Source organism: Paraglaciecola hydrolytica (genome assembly GCF_001565895.1).
Lineage (GTDB): Bacteria > Pseudomonadota > Gammaproteobacteria > Enterobacterales > Alteromonadaceae > Paraglaciecola > Paraglaciecola hydrolytica.
The window spans coordinates 129,959-152,070 of the sequence record NZ_LSNE01000005.1; the positions used below are offsets into that span (position 1 = coordinate 129,959).

Consider the following 22,112-nt stretch of genomic DNA (forward strand, 5'->3'; position numbering starts at 1 on the left):
GTAGCGGGATATTCACACCCTTGGTTTGCGGCGAGCCCCATATCGACGCGGTTAAACATATTTTGGGCAAACCAGGCGCAGTATTTTTCCACTGGGCTAAAAATTGCTCTTGGCGTTTACCGAGCAATTCGCCGGTGGTTTTTAACAGGTTTATTTTAGGATTGGGCGGTGACTTAAACTTGCGATCTTCAACCATCGCAAAGTTAACCCCACCGTAAATAAAGGCGCCATAGGTAACCGGAATGCCGTGTTCGATGGGAGTTGGATCGTAGGCATCGGGATTATGGCCATGTTGCATGCGATAGACCATGCGTATCAGGCTTTTATCCCATACAAAACCACCATCTTCTTCTTTGTGAGTGCCGGGATCCTTACCTTTATTGCCCCACAAATTGCCTTGTAATACATCGTGATCATCGGCTAGTACGATAGTGGGGCGCTTACGGATGGAATCACGGAAAGTCCAATACCATAGGTACCAGCGATATAGGGTGTCTAATTTGGCGTCTTTTGTATGGTTGCCATGCCGGGTGGGGTAGGTTTCGTAATATTGATCACCGGCAAATACATAAAGATCAGGTTGATGACTGTCACAATTTTCAACCAAGGTATTGTGAGGGAACAAGATATTGTCGGTGGTATAACGGCCTAACAAACGTTCTTGCGGCACCAATTTAGTGTAATAGTCTCTATCTAGGCTTTTGGCGGTGGGAATAATGCAAGAATATAAGGCGATTTTGAGCTCTTGGGCCGAACCATGATCCTTAACTATTTCACCACTAAACAGCGTTTGCTGGCGCTCAGCAAAACGGATGCGGTATTTAGCCGAGCGGGATGAGTCCCAGTTTGTAACGCGGAATAAGGCAACATAACCGTCTTCAATGCTGGCGATAGGGCCTGCTGTCCAATCTTGTTCACCCGCATATTGGTATTCCAACTGGGCTTGTTGATGGAGGCTTAAATCAATAGGCATAAATTGGCAGCTAAGTTTCAACACATCTTGGTTGAGGCTGTACATACAACCCATCACTTCGCCTAGGCCACGACTATCATGCTGCTCGATTTTGTTGCCGCCAGTGTGAATATCGGTAAACCACCAACGTGCACCGGCCTGTTTTACCGGCGGGGAAGAGATTAAAGAAATACCACCACGCAGTACATAGGCATCAACATTGGCGCAATGAGCTTGGCCTAAGACTTCTTTGCTATCTGCATCACTCGCCGTTAATTGCAGATGATAGTCGCCATTGGTTTGAGGTGTTAGTAAACAATCCAGTGTGATGTTACGCCCAGCTACGGCACCAATATCAGCTGTCTGGCAATCTTTTAATAGCGCAAAGCCCAATGGTTTACCTTGATCAGAAAAATCATTAAAGCTAAGTAGCCCCTGACTATCTAACCTAGCCATGATGCCGCCATGCATGCCTGCATAACGTTGTACTAAAGCAGCCCCACGATAATCAAGACTGTGGCCAGCACCTAATAAAAAGCCGCAAAAACCCTGTTGATCTGGAGTGAGATTACCTACTGTCATACGCAGTTGCGCCGAGCTTGGGCGAGCAGATAAAGCACGAGTTAACACTGAGACGGTGCGCACTTCAAAGTCTTGTTCTCCACATAAACACTCCAAGCGTCCGTCATGCAATCGCCAGTCTTGCAAGCGGTTGCCCCAAAAAGCCTGGCCTAACCAATGACTGCTTTGCTTGTTAGGCAAATCCATCACTGCAGTTAAGTTAATGTCTTCTTGGTGGGCACTTTTAGTTGCACACGAGCTTAGGGTTGAGGTGGCAGCTATGGCGGCACTGGCTTTTAAAAACTCTCGTCTTTGCATGTTTATTGTCCTTTACTCATGATTTATTCAGCCCTTTTTAAGGCTTTATCGCTGTTTAATACTTGCAAGCTTAGGGATGAGATAAAACCACCTGCATCATCAAAAGTAACATTAATAGTGTTAGTGGCCTGTAGTGCGCTTAATGGCACAGGGATTTCGATGACACCAAAGAAGTTTTCACGACCATTGCCATTATAAAATTGATCATAACCACGAAAATCTTCGGGTACAGACAGGGTCACATCATTAAAGGTGACTGTGGGTAGCAAACTTAAGCCGTGATCCCGTCCTAAGCCTAAACGTAATACGGCTTCGCCTTCATCAGTGAGGATCACATCAGCAATAGTAAAGGAGTGAGTTGTGGCGGCCACGATTGCTTGTTTATAAGTGCTGGCGTAGTACTTGGTTTCTGTGGCGCTGTGAGCCATAGCAATGGCGTTTTGATAGGTGATTTCAAAAATGATGGTCGCTTCAGCGCCAATTTCCATAGTGTTAGGAATACTTGTTAGTGTTTGTTCATCGAGTACCGCTACTCCGTTTTCTTGGCGTAGCTCACGTTTGATGAGTTGGTTAATGTCATTGTCTGTTAGCCCGTAGGTATTAAGGGAGAAAGTAGTGGCCTCCATTTCTAAGCTGTTAACAATGATGTAGGCCTTATTGCCGTCAACGTAGGCATCAACTTGTAGGTCGAGATCATTGGCTTTTGATTCTGCGCGCTGGCCATTAACATTGGCCCACAGTTGATAAAACTTAACTAGATCAGTGTAAACCCATAAATCACCCGTTTCCCCAGCAGCTTCTTTTTGCTGGCGCATTAAGCGGTGAGAGTAGGGCACAGTGTCAGAAATTCGCCCCCACTCTGCTTTAACCACGATAAAAGGAATGGTCATTTCTATTAAGTTAGGCCGCTCTAAGAAGTTCATTAACTGGGCGTTCATGGAATTAATAAATAACCAGTCACGCTCTGGGCTCCAGGGGGAGTTCAACATGGTATGCACCTGTGAGCCGTATTCGGAGATAATAAAAGGTTTAGGCGCACCAAAACTGAGATTGGTATAGTGCTCTAATAAATCAAAGGTAGCTTCCATATTACTGCCCTTGCGCAATTGCACGGTATTACGAAAACGTGGCATGTCGTATAGATGCAAGGAGATAAAATCCATGTCAGCACCGGCCATATCGATAAAGAGTTTGTCGCGTTCTTCCCATTCTTGAAAGTTATCCGTATCAAAATCAGGGAAGGCTGCGGTATAGCCTCCTACTTTAAGATTTTGGTTGGGTTTTTCTCCGTTGATTTCGAGGTTTCGAATGGTATTAGCGACGGTTTTGTGAAAGGCAAATACTTGGCTCAGTTCAACTGGGTTAGTGGCTGCATCGTATAAGTCATACAGTGGCTCGTTCATGACTTCAACAAAAGCGGGTTTAGTTTGACCGTAAGGGTCGGTCTCCCCTTGTTTAAAAAACTGAGAGACATAACGCGCCATGTAATCGCCGGTAGCAGTACCAAAAGGCTCGTTAGCGGAATCAATTTGTGAAAAGGCCCAACTTGCAGCACTTAAATTGCCAGTGAGTTGGCCATCGGGCCAGTAGGGATGCTGTTGACCGCTTACGATAAGGTTTTTATTACGGTATTCAAGATTACGCTGGGTAATGGCGCGTGGCGTGGTTAAGTTGGTGTAATTCCAACGCACACCGTTAGCGCGCTCAGTGGTGGCGGCAGGATCAACAAACCCCGCTTTAGCAGGATCTTGTGGCAAGTTATTCAGATTCCAACCAATACCGCCCGCATCGCGACCAAAATAAACATCATAACCTTCGGCAAATTCGGTGATGAGATCAGCAGAGGCATTTTCACCCACGGCATACCAATCATTTTCAGTATGGTTGGCGTGGATAGTAATAAACTTTTCACGGTCAAAGCGCTCAATGCCACCTACGCTGTGTTTTATATCTAGATTCACATCAACCACTTTACCTAACGGGGGCGCTGGCACGGTGGTGACTTTAAAACTGCCAACAACACCGCCAATAGTTACGTTGAGCTCACTGCTTGTTGCGTAATCTGCTGCGCTGGTAATCCTTACAGTGACTTTATCGTTGTTATTCAGGGTAGTGGAGCTTGCAGTAAACTCGCCCTCATTAACTTTAAATTCTCCACCACTGATACTAATGGCTGTAGCCGCGTTAATGCCGCTAATGCTAATAGCATCAGAGCTAACAAGGGTATCCAGTGGCACATGATCAATAGAACTAAAACTAAAACTAAAACTATTGGGTGTGGTGTCGGTTACGGGTGTGGTAACAGGCGGTGGAGTGCTTGGTGGCGTGGCAGAGCCACCCGATCCGCCACAGGCAATAACGGCAAAACTGAGGGATAAAATAAGCAAGCGGTTTAGTTGGTGTGTTGTAATCAAAGTCGGCATAAAAACGTTATTCATTAATAATATTGAAAGGGAATTGTAACAACTGTCAAAATTATGTAAACAGTAAATTGTTAACAAAGCGAGTGTGAGGTAGTTAGATTAAAAAGCTGTTGCCGATTTTGTGCTGAGTATATTTTGAGTTAGAGCTTAGGTTTTAAAAAGAGGCGTTTAACCTATATCATTCAAGTTTTAATGGGCTAAACGCAGTAATGGGCAGTGTTAAAAACTTATCCAGAGCTTGGATTTATTAACGAATATTAGAGGTAATGGCTGCACTGGCTGTGACTGTATCACCTTTACGCAGGGCCTCCAGTATGTGTCGGTGTTCATCAACACACTCAATACCTGAAGTGATGCGTTTGTAATTTAAACGCATGCGCATCACAAAGGGATACCACACATTGACCAACTCGTCACCACCAGCTTTGTAGATCAAAAGGCGGTGAAATGAAATATCTATTTTGGTTACTTCGGTAAAGTCATTACGTTCAAAGGCATATTGCAATTCCTTTAAAATGGCGTCCAACTCAGCAAAATCCTTATCATCTAAGCTGTTGAAAAGTTGCTCTACGGCAAAAACTTCAATGTTGCGGCGTAACTCAATCATCAGTTTTTGCATGTTGGGATCGAGTATGCTGTTAACGGACGCACCAACATTACTTTTAGAAATGAGCAGTCCTTCTTTGGTTAATTGCAAGATGACATCGCGAATAGGGCCGCGCGATAAACCAAAACGTTCAGCCAGCTCTTTTTCATTGAGCTTGGTATTAGGGGCTAAATCACCGGAAATAATATCGGTGCGTAATTGCTCGGCAATTTGATCTTTGACTGACAGAATGATGCTAGGTCGTGGGCCGGTCATTGTTTATCCTTATTAACTAAAGGGCTGACTCTAAAAATTACGTGTGAGTAAATTACTCAGAGCAGGCTCATAAATGATTTATGAGCCTGTCTTCGCCGAATGGCACTTATTGTTCAAAGCGCGCTTGATAAATTTTGCTGTTGACGTCTTTGGCTGCCTCTACCATTTCTGGGTAAGGTGTATCTGTGACATTAACAAAACCTACGTTGTAGTTTTCGCCGTCATAGGCTCGGCCGGTGATGGGGGAGTCCATGTATTGAAACCAATGGGCGCCAACAAAGTAGGGGTTATCAATCACAGATTGCATGTAGTCTGCAAACATCTGCGCACGATCTTCTTGATTAGCGGCGTGGATTAGACCTGGATGAAACAAACCTGAATCAGACGCGCCCATATGAAATTCTCCGATAATACTGGGTTTATCCAGTTCTTTTAAGAAAGCCCATTTGTCAGGACGCAGACCTTCTTTGTAAGAGTTGTAGCTCACCACATCAGCATATTTGGCTGCGGCTTTTACCACTTCAATGGGCATGCCCCAGTCAGGGAAGCGTGAACCTAGGTACATATGGTTAGGCAGATGTTTGGCCACTGCGTCATGTACGGTTTTGAAATACTGCTCAGCATAGGCGCCTAACAAAATGCCATAATCGGCAATTTGTTGCTCGTTATTGATGTCCGAATTAATGCCTTGGTTAAAGCTTGCCCAATCTGCAATCTCTTTATCCCAGACTTTATTCAGCGCTGCGATGTCGCCATATTTTTGCTGCATCAAGCGGGTAAATTCGGCTTTGGTAGGTACCTCAGCGCCATCTCGTCTTAGAGTGTGTAAAACAATGCCATAATGGGCTGTAGTACTGTCTGGGCGACCAAAGCTCTTTTCATTGTCGATAAATACACCCACACACCAAGGGCTGTCTTTAACTTCTTGAGCAATAACGCTGGCTGTCATATTGGCTCTGACGGCAAATTCAGGATCAAACACATCTGGCATAGGCGCCCAAAAATCATTGCCGCTGGAGACGGTTTTATAATCGCCAGTGATCCAGCCATTAGCAAAGTAGGGCATTTGACCATTTTGATAAAAGGAAGGATCTGTCCAGTTGCCAAATGAGGTAAAGCCCCATTCAAGCATGCGCTGGATGGTGACACTACGCCACTTATCCATAAATTGTTCACCGTATTTTCTTTCTAAATTAGCCGAGTAAAAGCTAAAAGTTTCGCCATGTTTCACTGGGCCAGAATGCACACTACGACGATAACCAAAGTGTTTACCTAATGGCTCTTCATAGCTTGGTAACCAGGCAAACATGTTTTTACGTAAGTCCGACGAAACAAATCGAGTAGTAACCGCTTTATCACTGACTTTATTCAGACCTTGTGAATCTTCTGGGGTCAGATCATTAGCTGCTTTTTGCGCGATATGGGACTGGTCAAAGTCATAACCCGTTATAGTAGTGGAATTGGATAAACGAATAATATCTAAACCAGTGGCAAAATAGAGATAGCCTTCAGGGTCGACCAACCACCATTTACCATCAACCTTTTCGCTGCGGTAATAACCTGTGGCATTGAGTTTAGGGCCTTGTTTCCAGCCGTTAAATTTACTGCGATCAGGCCGTGTTGTGTCTTTAAAAGTGGCAAGTTCATTGGCGGTAATTAACTGCAATTGCTCATCGGAATGTATTTTGGTGGGAAAATCTAGTTTGGCATTTTGCCCATACTGATCAACGATGGCGGTTAAAAATTCAGGATTTTTAGCTTGGTTTTTACGTAGGCGAATATTGCTTAATGTGATGGATTTATCATGTAAGACGTTTTGCACGCTAAGGGAAATTTTGGTTATGCCATTGAGGTTGAGGTTCTTTTTACCCCACATAGAAATAAACTGTATATCATCACCTTCCCATGTTGCTGGGTTGGAGCGCAGCCCAGAGTTAAAATTCAACTCAATGTTTTCGTCACCTTTAGGTGTGGCGAGATCATGGCCCGACATTTTGCCGTAATATGTATGCTTGCCACTCACCGCCACATTGACACTGCGCGTGTAGTTATTGCCATCTATGTCAGAGACATCCAGATTTAACTGCACCGAGTGTTTGCCCTTATTAGCTATATCAAAGGCTAGGTTAAAGTCGCTAAACTCACTCCAGTTATAAGGCTCATCAGGCACTAAAGTGACAGAGGCATAGGGGTGTTGTTTAGATTGGAAATCAATTTCTAAGCCTTGGTCGGTGATTTGACCCTTAGCATTGGACAATTTGATGTTATTTGGCATGCTGCCATCTAAGGCCGCTAAGGTCATGATGGTATTACTGGCTTGAGCAATAGATTGCTTAGCTGGAGATTGTACGTTTTCTGCTGGTTGGCAAGCACAAAGACCACTCAACATTATCAGCAAACTTAAACTTGGTGCATTTTTCATTGGATTAACCCTAGCTAACTAAATTATTCTTCGCAGTTACTGTATCAGTATTTTAACAACTCGCCAACAATGTATATGATTAATTGTCAACAATTCACCAAGTTAACTAAGGATCAATGAAAAACACCTCTTTTGAGACTTATAGATTAAACCACATAAATCGCTATAAGCTATATTTATGGCGCTGAACGAGAGAATGTTTAGCCTCGCTATTCTAACTCTCTTACTTATAGTGTAGATAGCTTTTTACCGCTGACTCATGAGGCACATTATTTTTCAATTGTTAACAATATATGGATAGTTAAATGAAGATTGTTAACAAAATCTTGTTGACAAGTTAATTGTGAGGGGATTAAAGTGTGTACAAATTGCACAAAAATACCAATCTAATTAGTGATTGCTTAAGTTTTTGCGTAATGACACTCAAAAACTAGAACTTGGGACAATAAAATGAAACATGCAAAGCGGAATTTTAAGCTCAGCACAATATGTTTGGCGGTACTAGCAACCACCGGCGTTAATGCTTATGCACAGGACAATGACGAGGTAGCAAAAAAAGCACAAGACGATCTCGAAGTCATTGAAGTCACTGGCCTTAGAGGTAGTCTAATTAAGTCGTTAAATGATAAACGATTTTCAAAAAATGTGACGGACACTATCAATGCCGAAGACATTGGTAAATCAACCGACCAAAATATTGCTGATGCCTTAGGACGAGTGACGGGTGTTACTGTTGTCAGTGCGGATGGTGAAGGTACACAGATCACCGTTCGTGGAGCTGACGCTAACCAAAACAGCATTACCCTGAACGGTCAAGCCCTGACATCCACTGATTTTTCGCAAGCAGTTGACTTAAGTTCTTTCTCTGCAGATATATTATCAAAACTAGAAGTGGTTAAAACTCCAAGCGCAGATCACGATGAAGGTTCATTAGGTGCGTCAGTTAACTTGGTTACCGTGCGTCCTTTAAATCAATCTGAAGGTGTTCGTTCATTAACCTTACAAGGTCGTTACAACGACTTCTCGGATAAAACCAACCGTAAGCTTCAGTTTGCTGTTTCAGAAAAGTTTTTAGATGAAACCTTAGGTGTTGCTTTAACGGTTTATGACGAAACAAATGCTTATCGTAAGGATCAATATAACGCTAATAATTTTGTGGCATCACAAGAGTACGGGCAGGCAGTTGATCAAAATGGCAACGTCATTTCTGGGGTAAAAGTAATCGAACCTTCGGTGACAAGTTACGAGCTTCACCAAAATGAAAGTAACCGCCAAGGTGCATCATTGGGTCTTCAGTACTTATTAGGTGATGTGACTGAAATCATGTTTGATGCCACATACAGCAAACAAGAGTCTGTGAGAACCTATGATGCGGTTCAAACTAAAAGCTTTTCGAATAACCCGAACTGGATTGAAGGTCAAGTACCCACTAGTTTCGTAAGACCGCCTAATCCATTTAGTGATCCTATTGATTGGCTGCAAGTTGATACCACTACCTACGACATGACTAAACGTATTAACCGTTACGGTAACGGTAATATGGTGCGTGCAGATGGTGGCCAAGACGAAGAAAACCTAAGTGCAACTTTAAATTTTAAAACTGAACTCACTGATTCGTTCCGCGTAGAAGCGCAAGTGGGCCACTCTTCGAGTAAGTCAGAAAGCTTGCCTAATGCGTATACGGTGATGGAAAACTTTTATCAAGTTCCGGGCTCGTTATTATGGGATGCAGGTGCAGCTGTACAGCCGGTAGGTGTCGATTGTACTGGCAGTGGTGACACTTGTAAGATGGTGTACGGTAACTCATTGGTTGATTTAGGTGAGCACTTGTACGCCTATACTGATCCGGTAACGGGGGCTAGAGTTCAAGGTAGTGCTGATAATCTTGCCTTGACTGGCTTCAATCCCCAAGACGTTGCGTCATTTCATTTAGGTTTTATTGGTGAAAACGAGCGCAACGTTGAAGATACTATTACCAATGTTCAAGTTGATTTTGACTATGACGTGGATAAATTTGGTATTACCTCTATCGAGTTTGGTGCCAAAACGTCTGCCCGAAATAAAGTGGTTGACGATCAGTCTTATAGCTTCCAGTCATTACAAGCAACTGAAATTATTAGAGATCCTATTACTGGCGAGACAGTGGTTGAGCTTGGTGGTTCTTTAACAGACATTCGTGGTGACTTAATCGCTGGCGACCCCATTAAATACAATGACTTTATGGAGTCACTTGGTTATGCCCGTGAAGGCGCTACCGTTGGTTGGACACCAATTGACGTAAAAGCGGCTAAAGAGCTGGTACTAGGTGATGGGGATGTAATACGTAACGTTGATAACACCGCCTCTCGTGAAACGAATTTAGATACTAAAGCACTTTACTTTAAAACTAATTTTGAATATTTGGATGGCAAGTTAACCGGTGATATTGGTGTTCGTTACGTGAAAACCGAAGTCGAAGCTTACGGTTATTCAGGCATGAGTTATTTCGAACAAAGCGGCTCTGATTTACAACGTGAAATTGATCGCCACACACTTTCTCAGTTAGCTGACCGATCCTTACCCGAGTGTCCTACCTTTAACTTAGGTAGTGATGGTGTAGCACAAGATTATGAATTGAAATATCAGCGTGTTGATGGTTTAGGTTGGGATACCAGTGCGGGTCCTGACCCATCAAGCTGGGTAAAAATCCCTGATGCAGGGCCCTGCCATGATGTACGATTTGCGGATTACGCAGATGCATTAAACAGTTACCGTGCAGGTGAGGGGGCAAGCCCCACTTTAGGTAACTACAACTTGTTATGGCAGAGCATGTGGCGTTACGCAGATGTGCAAACTAGCCGTACCTATGGTTGGGATGATTTACCCACTTGGAACGGTGCTGCTTCTGGCGCAATTACTAATTACGGTTGGGCTAATTCTACTAATAGAGAAGTAGCGTCAACTCCTGCGTTTAAAACACATTCCTATGAAAATATATTGCCTAGTTTAAATCTTAACTACGCATTTTCTGATGAGTTTGTTGGTCGTTTTGCCGTATCTAAAACCATGACTCGTCCGGAAATAGACTTATTACGTCCTGGTTATAAAGTGACCGAAGGCAGTTATTGGGGCAGTGGTAATACGAATGTTGGTCGTGTGGATATGTACAACACGCAACTCGAACCACTTGAGTCAAACAATTTAGATCTGTCCTTAGAATGGTATTTCAGTCAAACCGGTATGTTAAGTCTTGCTTACTTCAAAAAAGACATGTCTAACTTTACCGACCGTGAAACCACCTTATCTTTTGTTAACAGTGTTAGAAATCCTGAAAACGCACCCGAAAATGGTGATGACCTGATTTTGGCCCAGGATGGCAATCTTGATGACTGTCACCCAATTAGAGCAACAACCGAATTTGGCTACCAACCAGGAGATTCAACTACCTTTAGCGACGATCCAAGCGATCGCTGTGCAAATATGACGGTGACCAAAACGGTTAACGCCAAAAATGCTGAAATTGAAGGTCTTGAAGTGGGTTATATGCAAACTTATGACTTCATACCAGAGTTGTTTGATTTACCTGAGTGGACAGGTGGTTTTGGTGTCTCAGCAAATTATACCTACCAACAAAGTGAGTATGAGTCTGAGTATTCATCGATTAATCCTAATATTCTGTTGCCTTCATACCCAGTAGCAGATACGCCAAAGCACAGTTATAACTTTACTGGTTTCTGGGAGAAGAACGGCCATCAGGTTCGTTTGAGCTTTAGAGGAACAACTGACTCACTCGTGGGTAAAGATTGGGCAAATGGTCAATATGGTCGTAGTTGGAACCAAGGTTCTATCTGGAATGAAGGCCGTAATACCTTAGATTTATCTGCGTCCTATCAAGTGAGTAAAGATATCTCCGTGACTTTCCAAGCGATTAATTTAACCGACGAAGCTTATCGTACTTATTTCACTAGCCGTACATTAGAAGTAGTGAAAGTGGCGGCAGATAACGCGGCAGGTTACGACTTTGTAGCACTTGAAGAAGGTAACCCCCTTGATGGTGATGCCCCAACACATCGTACTTACAATAAGTACAAAGTGGGCACCACTTACCGCTTGGGCGTACGTGTTAATTTCTAATAATTTAAAGGTTGGGGGCAGCCATGGCTTGCCCCTAATCAAAATATACGGTGTTAAATTATGAAAACCTTTAATAGTTCAAAAATGTTATTAGCAAGTTCAGTGATACTTGCATTGTCTGGATGCGGTTCAGAAGACTATACGCCAGCAGCAAAAACCAATAATAGTGCTCCAACTCATGGTGGCGACATCACCAAGTCCTTTACTGAAAAGGACGCCTTGGCTTTTATTAATTTACTCGGTACGCCTACAGGTGATGATGTTGGTAGCGGTTCGGTAACAGATGCCGATGGTAGTTACTTAAGTGTTAAAGATGTGCAAATTACTGTGGCTGGGCCAAAAGCAGAAGCCATTGGTAATGTTGGTGTTGAAATGAACGGTAACAAAGTTGGCATTCGCCCATCTGCTATTGCGCCAATGCTCGATACAGACGAAACCCACACTATTACCTTAACCTTTAACATCAGTGATGGTAGCAATACGGTTGCTCGTCAGGCCACCTTTATCGTTACCGGTGAAGATTTTGCGCCTGTAGTTGAAGGTGATTTAGTGAGTAACTTTACTCGTGACGCGGGAGCCGTTAGTGTCGACTTGTTAAGAAAAGTCACTGACGCAGATGGAGAAGTACTCACGACTACAGATGTGGTAGCGGATGCGGCTAATCCTTTCACATTACCATTCACGGTTAATGGCAATATGTTAGAACTGGATATTGCTGCAGTGGAATCACAAATTCCAGATGGTCAAAAAGTGACCTTTGATTTCACTTATAAGATTGCGGATCACCGTTTTGAAGAAAGCCGTAAACTGACGGTGAATGTATTAGGAGTGCAAGATATTCCAGGTGCACCGCTGATCTTAAACTACTTTTTAGAAGAAAGTGCCAACGAGACTGACACCGTACAGGTTTATGATCTTACTACTGAAACCCAAGACCGTGAAGGCGATGCGGTAATGATTTCAGAGCTAAGTGTAGATGGTCAAACTGCATTACCTTATGGCGTAGAGCTTGATGGCAATATGCTGTCGGTTGATCCTCATGCGTATTTTAACGAAGTTAAAGCGGGGGGCAAAAAAGAACTGCAGTTCCTGTTTAAAGTATCTGATGATCAAGGTAATACCTCCGATGGTGAACGTAGTTTAGTGGTGACCATTAATGGTGAGCAAACTAACCTAGTGGCAAAATCGGGTTTTAGTGCTGGTTTTGAAAATACTGCTAATGTGGGTCCATTAGATCAAACAACTAACCCTGCAGGTTTTGTCTGGGGTTGGGCAGGATGGGCATGTCCAGGTAAAGCAATTCGCACTGAATCTGCACGTACTGGCGACTACGGCATGCTAATGCAAGGTAGCTTCTGCCATTTCGAAATTCATAATATTATTCCAGCCTTAGAAAATAACCAAAAGTATGCGATGTCTTATTGGTTACGCAACGAAGCCTCTAATGGTGCCGCTGGTAATCCTTATGTGCCTCTTTTCGCCAACGTAGGCGACACTGGCTTAGATAATCGTTTTTGGATGGGTAGTCGTTATTTTGACCAGTCGTTAAATAAGTGGATGGAACATGTACAGCTTATTAATACCAATGATTTTGGTAACTGGGATGGTTATGAGAACTTAGCGGTTAACTTCGGCTTACTTAAGTACGACGATAGTTACTCAGGTGGCAAACACGATATCGATGATTTGAATATGGTTAAATTTGGTCATTTTGATACCGCTGTGCACGATATGTTGGTAGACGACTTTGGTTTGTTTGAAAACGCTCAAACCGTTGCTGTCAGTGCAGGGATTGCCGAAGTTCGTGAAGTTGCAGGCGCCCATAAACTGTACGTTGATACCACAGGTGCAGTAGATGGTGTGACCATTAGTTTGCCCATTAAGGCCGGTGCTATCAAAGCCGGTGGGCGTTATGCTGTGGCACTTAATGCACAATTGATTAACCATGATACCTTGTATGCCGCAGGCGCTAATACCCAAGTGGCTTATTATGTCGGTTTATCAAATGGTATGGAATCCATTGCCGCCAATGGTAATGGAATTACGTGGGGGGCAAACGATTCAGCAGCGGATATTATCATTACTGAAGAGTTTGGACGCAGTGCAGAGGTGAATTGGTCGCAAGAGACCATGACCCTGAATATTCTGTTATCCCGTGCTGATGCTCAATACTATATCGATAACGTGCGATTAATTGCTATTCCTTAATCTACAAAGATAGTTCAAAAGCCCCGCCAATGTGCGGGGCTTTTTTGTATTCATCGTACATCGGTTTATTGTAAATTGTTGACAAAATGTTAAATTTGTATAACAGTGTGTCCTATCAATTCGATAATAAATTCTGTGGTATTTGAATCTGTGCTAATTGAGAGAGTAGCCTGTTTAGTTGTTGCTCAGCATACGGCCATCATCAGAAGAATATTAAGTAGTTTGGGCTGATTATTACTTGTTGGTATGTGTCCCATTTAATCCATTAAAGCAATATAGAGAACATCATGACGCCATCTTTTGAATTATTAAATAATGAGCAACATCGTAATCTACGTATTAAAACTGAATTAGTAGATACGGCGCATAATCGTGTCAATACCGCCTTAGTGACAGTGGGTGAGTTAAGCACTTTAGTCCATGAGTATGCTATTTTTATAAGCAAAAGTCCTTCCACAGAGCAATTTCAATTAGCCGCAATATTGGGTTTCAATACCGCTGAAAATTTGTATTTGCAGGACAATAAATGGCAAGCCACTTATTTACCCTTAGATATTCTAAGGCGGCCATTTCAAGCCTATATTCCTGATGCCAATAAGGTACGAGAGGGACGTATAGGCCTTGATGTAGCAAGTGAACAAGTCAATAAAAAAACAGGTGAGGCTTTATTTGATAAACAAGGCGAAGCCACTGAATACTTAAAAAAAGTGCAAAAAATCTTTGCTGAATTAATGGCAGGTACTGAACAAACTCGCTCAATATTAGAACAAGCAAACCAGCTTAAGTTAATCGAGCCTGTTACCTTAAATATTGATATTCCTGGCCAAAAGAGTGTGGTCTTAAACGGCTTATATGGCTTTAACAAAGAGGCATTAACTAAGCTTAGTGGCAAGGAGCTCGAAAAAGCCCACCAATCTGGTGTATTGCAGGTGAGTCATCTCATTCTGAGCTCTACTTTACATCTGCAAAAATTAATTAATTGGTCACAAAAATAGAGTGAGACAGTTCATGAAAACGTTAATTTTTTTAGCTTTTGTTTTATCAAGTGGTGTTACGCAAGCCCAGTATTTAGATCCTATCAGTAATTATTTGATACAAGGCCGCAGCGTTGGTCCATGGGAGCTGAGTTTACAATTTGGTCAGGTAAAGTTAGAGGGCAATAGTGGTGAAACGGCTAGAGGCAGTTTAATCATTGAGCCGGCTAAACGGAACAGTGACAACGATGTGGTTGCCTTAACCTGGAAACCCAAGGGTATTAAAACCGAATGGGGCAGTAATGATCTTAATGTGATGACCATGAACATTATTAATACTCAAGGTGCTATTAATTTATCGAGCGTTAAAATGGACGCGGCACTTGCCTTTGATATTAAAGTGATTAAAGGTCCTAAAGAGCTGGTTACCTTAAGTATCGAAAGTAATTGGGATTGGAAAACCCGTAGTGAATTCGCCTTAAAGCAAGTACTAAACCGTTTGCCAGAAGGAAAGTGGATCACTGTGCCCATACCGCTCAGTTGTTTTGATAACGGTAAATTGGATTATGAAAAAATCACCACAATATTCATGTTACAAACATCAGGTCGAATGACCATAGAATTAGGTGATGTGCGTTTAACGGCTTATCCTGCCGATAAGGTTCAATGTCCAAATTAAAGCGAGATTTATCCTGCAAATTAGGCGTATTAATATTTAACTAGTAAATATTTTATGTTGTTGTCATTTAATTGTTAACAATTTTTCGTTGTTACGTTAGTATGTCTCACAGCGTTTGTTAACAGAGTAATATGTAATGGTTCAAAAATTTCACAGCGTTTATTACTGCGCCATTGTTGTTTCTTTTGGTGCTTTTATCTTGGGACTGGATGCTGCGCTCATATCCGGCACCATCAAGTTTGTATCTGCCGAATTTTCTTTAAGTGATATGCAAATTGGCACTATGGTCAGCGCACCGGGTTTAGCGGTGTTGTTTGCCTTAATGTTCACTGGTTATATATGTAATCGAATAGGTCGTAAAAAAACCTTAATTGGGATCTCCTTTGTTTATATTTTTTCCGCTATTGCTTCAACATTCGCTCCTAATTATGAAACCTTAGTTATCGCGCGTTTTATTGGTGGCTTAGCTTTTACCTCCCTGTCAGTAGCAGCCATGTACATAGGTGAAATTGCACCTCCAGCGCTACGTGGGCGCTTAGTGGCTATGGTGCAAATTAGCATAGTAGTAGGCTTTTCAGCAGCGTACTTTATCAATTATGGCATGTTGCAGTTGTCGCAAAGCACAACCCAGTGGGTTATTGATCTGGGTTTGACGACTCATACTTGGCGCTGGATGTTGGCCATCGAAATTTTGCCTGCGATTATATGGTTTAGTTTGTTGTTTACTATTCCTAAAAGCCCCCGTTGGTTGGTACTGCGTGGCCATGTTGACGAAGCCAAAGAGGTATTGCATGCCTTTGGTAAAGGCCCCAAAGTTGATGAAGAGCTAATACAGATTCAAGAAAGCTTGGTGGGTATTGATGAAAATGCTTCATTTTCTCGTTCTTTTAAATATCTCTTCGAAAAACGAGTGCGCATGGCGGTGATCATTGCCTTTGTCTTTGGTGTCGTGCAACAAGTCACCGGTATTAATGCCATCTTGTTTTACGCGCCAACCGTATTTGAACAGCTAGGCGTGGGTACAGATGCGGCTTTCCTCAATGCCGTAATCGTTGGTTTTACCGGCATGATCTTTACTGTATTAGGCATACTTTTAATTGATAAAGTCGGTCGTCGCCCCTTAGCTGTATGGGGATTGGCTTGGGTTACTATCAGCTTGTTTATTTGTTATTACGGCTTTTCACAAGCGACTTACAGTTTGTCCGCAGAATTTGTGGCGCAGCTATCAAGCCAACACCAAATTCAGGGGCTAGATGCCTTAATTGGTCAGGTTTTTCAAAGTGACTTTGAATTTAAAGCGGCCGTTATTCAGGTATTAGGTGAGGGTACATTCAGACAATTTGAAGGTGATATCTTACAAAGTGCCGGTACTATACCTGTAGCAATTATTATGGTTGGGATCATCAGCTTTATTATGGCCTTCCATATGACCATAGGCCCCGTATTGTGGGTATTGTTCTCGGAAATTTTCCCTACTCACGTACGTGGTATTGCTATCCCTACCTTTGCGTTTATTTCAAGCATGGTCAGTTATTTTGTGCAGCAGTTTTTCCCTTGGTTATTAACCAATTTAGGCGCATCACAAATATTCTTGTTCTATGCCATCAGCGGTTTAATTGGTTATATCTTGATGTACAAAATCATGCCGGAAACCAAAAATAAAACCATCGAAGAAATTGAATTAATGTTCAACAAGGGTGCGGCTTAAGGCCCGTCGCGACAAATAAAGGTAAGAATTATGTCAACAAACAAGATAAGTCTAGCGACCCAACGTGCCATTGAGCGTGGTTATGATCAACAAGGACCAGAGTGGTTAACAGAGTTTGATGTCATGGAACTAAAAGGCGATTTTGCCTTTGAAGAAGGCATTATTCGTCGTGATCCTACTTCGGTAATACTGGTCGATGGTGTTTATCACTGCTGGTATACCAAAGGCCATGGTGAAACCGTCGGTTTTGGCTCAAGCAATGTTAACGATAAAGTCTTTCCTTGGGATTTGACTGAGGTATGGCACGCCACCTCAACGGATACCCTTACTTGGCAAGAACAAGGTCCCGCCATTCAACGTGGCAAAGCCGGCGAGTTTGATGATAGAGCGGTATTTACCCCAGAAATCTTGGTACATGAGGATAAATACTATTTGGTTTACCAAACCGTGAAGTTTCCTTATACCAATCGTCAATATGAACATATCGCTATTGCGTGGGCTGATTCGCCAGATGGCCCTTGGCATAAAAGTACAGCGCCCATCTTAAGTCCCTCACAGGACGGAAAGTGGTTAGGCGACGAAGATAATCGTTTTCATGTCAGTGCCAAAGGCAGTTTTGATAGCCATAAAGTGCACGATCCTTGTTTGTTATTTTTTAATAACAAGTTTTACCTTTATTACAAGGGTGAAACTATGGGCGAGGGCATGAACATGGGCGGCCGTGAAATCAAACACGGTGTCGCTATTGCCGATAATGTGTTGGGTCCTTATACCAAGTCTGAATACAACCCTATCTCTAACAGTGGTCATGAAGTGGTGGTATGGAATTATCAAGGTGGTGTGGCGTCGTTAATCACTACCGATGGTCCAGAAAAAAACACCATTCAGTTTGCGCCAGACGGCATTAACTTTGCCATCAAAGCCCATGTAAAAGGGGCTCCAGAAGCCGTTGGTTTATTTCGCGAGTTTAAAGAGAACACCTTACCACCACCGGGTATAACCTGGGGTTTAACCCATAAATACGATGCCAGCTGGAACTGGAATTTTATTTGCAAGTTTGTACCGCGCAAGCAAATTTTAGACGCTGGTACCTTCCAGAATAAACATTAGAGAGAAGCCGTGAAAAGATCTTTATTGTGCATTGGAGAAGGCATGCTGGAGTTGCGCCAAGGTGCAGATGGTAAAAGCTCAGCTGGCCGATTAAATTCAGGTTTTGCTGGTGATACCTTAAACGCTGCGATCTACGCCAAACGTGTTAATCCTGAGTTAGAAGTGAGCTTTTTAAGTGGAATTGGCAAGGACCCTTATAGCCAGGGCTTTGTGGAATTTTGTCAACAAGAATTCCTTAATACCGAATTGCTACTGAGATCTAAAACCGCCAATCTAGGCATTTATGCCATTGATGTTGATGATAAAGGGGAGCGTTCTTTTTACTATTGGCGTAAAGATTCGGCGGCAACTCAAGTTATTCAACTCGTAAATGAATACTGGATAAATCACGAGCTACATGCACCCACTATGGTGTTTTTTAGTGGTTTAAGTTTGGGTATTTTGTCTGACGATGACAAACAGAGTTTGCTAAATCTCATTCAATATTTTAAAACCCAAGGCAGTCAAGTTGCCTTTGATCCCAATTACCGTGCACGTATGTGGAGCAGTAAAGCCCATACGGTGACGTGGTTAACTAAGGCCTATGTCTTAAGTGATGTGATCCTACCGGGCTTAGACGAGCATCAGGCGCTATTTGGCCATAACAGTGCGCAGGATGTGGCTGATTATATGCAGTCTTTGGGCAACAAAGAATTGATCGTTAAATGTGGTTTAGATGGGGTGCTTGCTTTTGAACCTTACGGCCAAGTCCATCACCAAGCGTTTAATCCAGCCCCCGTGCAAGTTGATAGCACAGCCGCCGGAGATTCTTTTGCTGGCACTTATCTCGCCACAAGATTAGCTAATCACAGTGTAGCGCAAGCAATAAAACAAGCCGATAGTGTTGCCCGATTTGTAGTACAGCATCCTGGTGCGATTGTTGAAACCTCGATCTTTAATGCCTTTTTAGCCAAGGAGATGGGTTAATGCACTTATCAATACTGCGACTAGGTGCATTTACTCTACTCAGCGCTTGTTTATTTGTTGCTGCACATGCAACTGCCAGCCAGCCTAATATTTTACTGATATTAAGTGATGACGCCGGTTACGCTGATTTTGGTTTTCAAGGTAGTCCTGAAATGCTCACGCCAAATTTGGATAAACTTGCACAGCAGAGCCTACGTTTTCAACAAGCCTACGTTAGTGCTGCGACATGCGGGCCTTCGCGAGCAGGTTTGTATACGGGTAAATACCAACAACGTTTTGGCTATGAAGAAAATAACGTACCGGGTTATATGAGTGAGTCTGGTTTAACGGGCGACAACATGGGTCTGCCGCTAGATCAAGTGACAGTGGCCAATTATCTAAAAAACCTCGGTTATCGCACCGCTTTATTTGGCAAGTGGCATCAAGGTGATGCCGACCGTTTTCATCCCACTAAACGGGGATTTGACGAGTTTTTTGGCTTTCGTGGTGGTGCGCGTAGTTATTACGAATTAAGCGCTCAGCAAGCCAGTGTACATCCGCAAGATAGATTAGAGCGGGGCTTTGGCCAGTATGAAAAAGAAACAAAATATCTTACTGACTTATTGGCTGACGAAACCATCCGTTTTATTGAGCATAAAGGCCAACAGCCATTTTTTGCCGTATTGTCGTTTAATGCTGTGCATTCTCCTATGGAAGCCAAACCAGAAGATCTTGCGAAGTTTCCCCACCTGAAGGGCAAACGCCAGCAGCTTGCCGCCATGACACTGGCGATGGATGAAGCTATTGCACGGGTCTTAAAAAGCTTGGACAACAGTGGCAAAGCTGACAATACCCTAGTGGTATTTACCAATGACAATGGTGGTCCCTCAGACGACAACCATTCCAATAATTATCCCCTCAGTGGCACTAAAGCGAATCACTTAGAAGGGGGCATTAGAGTGCCCATGTTAATACGTTGGCCCCATAACATTAGTGCCAATAAGCAGTTTAAACAGCCCGTAAGTTTACTCGATTTATTGCCGACTTTTGTGGATGCGGCAGGTGGCAAAGTTGCAGACTTAACAGACCTCGATGGTGTGAGCTTGTTACCTTTTATAAAGGGCGATAATCGCTTAAGTGCTGATATAAATAGTGAAAACAGCAAGCGTCCCCACGAGACCTTATATTGGAAAAAAGAAAACCGTGGGGCAATCCGCGATGGTGATTGGAAGTTATTGCGTTTCCCTGACCGTCCGGCTGAATTGTATAACCTGAGCAATGACGGTGGTGAAAGCCAAAATCTTGCCGCCAAACATCCTGAGATTGTAAAGCACTTATATCAAAAATTGTTTCAGTGGGAGCTCACATTAGAGCGGCCCTTGTGGCAATTGCAACGTCAATACGAGGGAGCCGCCATGCAACGCATGGATAAATTTAGGCAGCCTCAGCCGACTAAGACCGAATAGTCGGTAAATCATAAATTTTGCCCTTAATTAAGCAATTGCATTGAGAAAATCATGATGGAAAAACAAGTTCACCTTAGGCCGTTAGTGGCTTTAACTAGCCTCGTTATTATGTTGTTAGCAGGCTGCCAATTCGCTGATTCGAATACCACTGGTAACGCCAAGTCTAATGTCACCACTAAGGCTCACGCCAACGAGCGGCCGAATATCCTGGTCATTTTTGCCGATGACTTGGGTTATGGTGATTTGGGGTATACTGGCTCTAAAGACATTTCGACGCCCAATATCGATGCCTTGGCAAATAATGGAGTTATTTTTACTAATGGTTATGTTAGCCATCCTTATTGTGGACCTTCGCGCTCTGGATTATTAACCGGTCGCCATCAGGCACGTTTTGGTAGTGAAATGAACTCAGCTCACTCGCCTGACGATCCTTATATGGGCTTACCAGTTGAAGAAAAAACCTTTGCCAAACGTCTGCAAGAAGTAGGTTATAAAACGGCCATTGTCGGAAAGTGGCACATGGGTTCACATCCAAATTTTCACCCTAATAACCGAGGTTTTGATTACTTTTATGGGTTTTTGGGTGGTGGTCATGGTTATTTTCCTGATTCAGTGAAAGTCAGTAGTGATGAATACGATATCCCGCTGTCGCGTAATGGTAAACCCGCCCAGTTAGAAGAATATTTAACCACGGCTTTGAGTCGTGATGCCGCCAAATTTGTGACTGAAACCAATGATCCTTTTATGCTGTATTTGGCTTATAACGCGCCACATCAACCCTTGGAAGCAACCTCAGAAGACTTAGCTAAATACAGCCATATCAAGGATCTTAATCGCCGTACCTATGCCGCCATGATTGACTCGATGGATCAAGGCATTGGGCGAGTGGTAGACGCACTTAAACAAAGTAATAAGTTTGATAATACCCTGATTTTTTTCTTGTCAGACAATGGCGGAGTGTATCCAGAATATTGGATGCCTAACTCCACTTGGGCCAGTAATCTACCCTTTAGACGAGGCAAAGTCAGTTTGACTGAGGGTGGGGTGCATGTGCCCTTTATTGCCCATTGGCCTAAAGGTTTTGGTAAGGCTGGAGAAATGGATGGTTTAGTTTCGTCATTGGATATAGCCGCCACTGCCTTAGGTATAGCCGGAGCTGATGTATCACAAGCTAAATTGGATGGAGTGGATTTACGACCTTATGTGACTAAGCAAAACACCAGTTCGCCCCATGCGGCCTTGTTTTGGCGTTTAGAAGAAGCCGATCATATTTGGGCAGTGCGCACACCAGAATATAAGTACTTAAATCAAACACTGCCCGGAGTCGGTAAAAGCTTTTTTGACATGCAAGCCGATCCCTATGAAGCCAAC

Annotated in this window: 13 protein-coding genes; 9 read left to right on the forward strand and 4 right to left on the reverse strand. The window is 43.0% G+C overall.

Features of this window, described 5'->3' with window-relative positions:
- From AX660_RS08575 to AX660_RS08590, 4 genes are all read right to left on the reverse strand, one after another.
- A partial coding sequence (locus tag AX660_RS08575) for an alkaline phosphatase D family protein (protein WP_068375602.1) occupies positions 1-1,831 on the reverse strand: 1,831 nt, incomplete at its 3' end.
- Positions 1,832-1,854: 23 nt separating this feature from the next.
- On the reverse strand, positions 1,855-4,269 hold the full coding sequence (locus AX660_RS08580; protein ID WP_068375604.1) for an agarase: 2,415 nt from the start codon (positions 4,267-4,269) through the stop codon (positions 1,855-1,857).
- Between the two features lie 232 nt (positions 4,270-4,501).
- Positions 4,502-5,116 (reverse strand): GntR family transcriptional regulator, encoded by a 615-nt coding sequence (locus AX660_RS08585; RefSeq protein ID WP_068375606.1) that lies wholly within the window; start codon positions 5,114-5,116, stop codon positions 4,502-4,504.
- Between the two features lie 106 nt (positions 5,117-5,222).
- Positions 5,223-7,538: an agarase gene (locus AX660_RS08590; RefSeq protein WP_068375608.1), complete on the reverse strand. Its 2,316-nt coding sequence runs from the start codon at positions 7,536-7,538 to the stop codon at positions 5,223-5,225.
- A 450-nt stretch (positions 7,539-7,988) separates the two neighbouring features.
- Here AX660_RS08590 and AX660_RS08595 point away from each other — a divergent pair, with 450 nt between their 5' ends.
- The 9 genes from AX660_RS08595 to AX660_RS08635 form a co-directional block, all read left to right on the forward strand.
- Positions 7,989-11,651 (forward strand): TonB-dependent receptor, encoded by a 3,663-nt coding sequence (locus AX660_RS08595; RefSeq protein ID WP_068375609.1) that lies wholly within the window; start codon positions 7,989-7,991, stop codon positions 11,649-11,651.
- Between the two features lie 60 nt (positions 11,652-11,711).
- A complete protein-coding gene (locus AX660_RS08600) occupies positions 11,712-13,859 on the forward strand; it encodes a hypothetical protein (protein ID WP_068375612.1) in 2,148 nt (715 codons plus the stop codon).
- A gap of 287 nt (positions 13,860-14,146) precedes the next feature.
- Entirely contained in the window at positions 14,147-14,854 is a 708-nt protein-coding gene (locus tag AX660_RS08605) for a SapC family protein (protein ID WP_068375614.1), read from the forward strand.
- Positions 14,855-14,867: 13 nt separating this feature from the next.
- Positions 14,868-15,512 (forward strand): putative glycoside hydrolase, encoded by a 645-nt coding sequence (locus AX660_RS08610; protein ID WP_068375616.1) that lies wholly within the window; start codon positions 14,868-14,870, stop codon positions 15,510-15,512.
- Between the two features lie 136 nt (positions 15,513-15,648).
- Entirely contained in the window at positions 15,649-17,220 is a 1,572-nt protein-coding gene (locus tag AX660_RS08615; protein ID WP_068375619.1) for an MFS transporter, read from the forward strand.
- 30 nt (positions 17,221-17,250) lie between these two features.
- A complete protein-coding gene (locus tag AX660_RS08620) occupies positions 17,251-18,330 on the forward strand; it encodes a glycoside hydrolase family 117 protein (protein WP_068375621.1) in 1,080 nt (359 codons plus the stop codon).
- 9 nt (positions 18,331-18,339) lie between these two features.
- Complete coding sequence (locus AX660_RS08625; RefSeq protein ID WP_235594696.1) at positions 18,340-19,296, forward strand: sugar kinase; 957 nt, start codon at positions 18,340-18,342, stop codon at positions 19,294-19,296.
- Positions 19,296-20,741, forward strand: coding sequence for a sulfatase (locus AX660_RS08630; protein ID WP_068375624.1), 1,446 nt, complete (start codon positions 19,296-19,298; stop codon positions 20,739-20,741). The genes AX660_RS08625 and AX660_RS08630 overlap by 1 nt, the downstream gene beginning before the upstream one ends.
- A gap of 51 nt (positions 20,742-20,792) precedes the next feature.
- Positions 20,793-22,112, forward strand: a 1,320-nt coding sequence (locus AX660_RS08635) for a sulfatase family protein (RefSeq protein WP_068376968.1), incomplete at its 3' end; no start/stop codon positions are given.

What these genes read in the sequence shown, in the direction of transcription:
- AX660_RS08580 (WP_068375604.1), bottom strand. Translation starts at nt 4,269, where the DNA reads ATGAATAACGTTTTTATGCCGACTTTGATTACAACACACCAACTAAAC.
- AX660_RS08585 (WP_068375606.1), bottom strand. Translation starts at nt 5,116, where the DNA reads ATGACCGGCCCACGACCTAGCATCATTCTGTCAGTCAAAGATCAAATT.
- AX660_RS08590 (WP_068375608.1), bottom strand. Translation starts at nt 7,538, where the DNA reads ATGAAAAATGCACCAAGTTTAAGTTTGCTGATAATGTTGAGTGGTCTT.
- AX660_RS08595 (WP_068375609.1), top strand. Translation starts at nt 7,989, where the DNA reads ATGAAACATGCAAAGCGGAATTTTAAGCTCAGCACAATATGTTTGGCG.
- AX660_RS08600 (WP_068375612.1), top strand. Translation starts at nt 11,712, where the DNA reads ATGAAAACCTTTAATAGTTCAAAAATGTTATTAGCAAGTTCAGTGATA.
- AX660_RS08605 (WP_068375614.1), top strand. Translation starts at nt 14,147, where the DNA reads ATGACGCCATCTTTTGAATTATTAAATAATGAGCAACATCGTAATCTA.
- AX660_RS08610 (WP_068375616.1), top strand. Translation starts at nt 14,868, where the DNA reads ATGAAAACGTTAATTTTTTTAGCTTTTGTTTTATCAAGTGGTGTTACG.
- AX660_RS08615 (WP_068375619.1), top strand. Translation starts at nt 15,649, where the DNA reads ATGGTTCAAAAATTTCACAGCGTTTATTACTGCGCCATTGTTGTTTCT.
- AX660_RS08620 (WP_068375621.1), top strand. Translation starts at nt 17,251, where the DNA reads ATGTCAACAAACAAGATAAGTCTAGCGACCCAACGTGCCATTGAGCGT.
- AX660_RS08630 (WP_068375624.1), top strand. Translation starts at nt 19,296, where the DNA reads ATGCACTTATCAATACTGCGACTAGGTGCATTTACTCTACTCAGCGCT.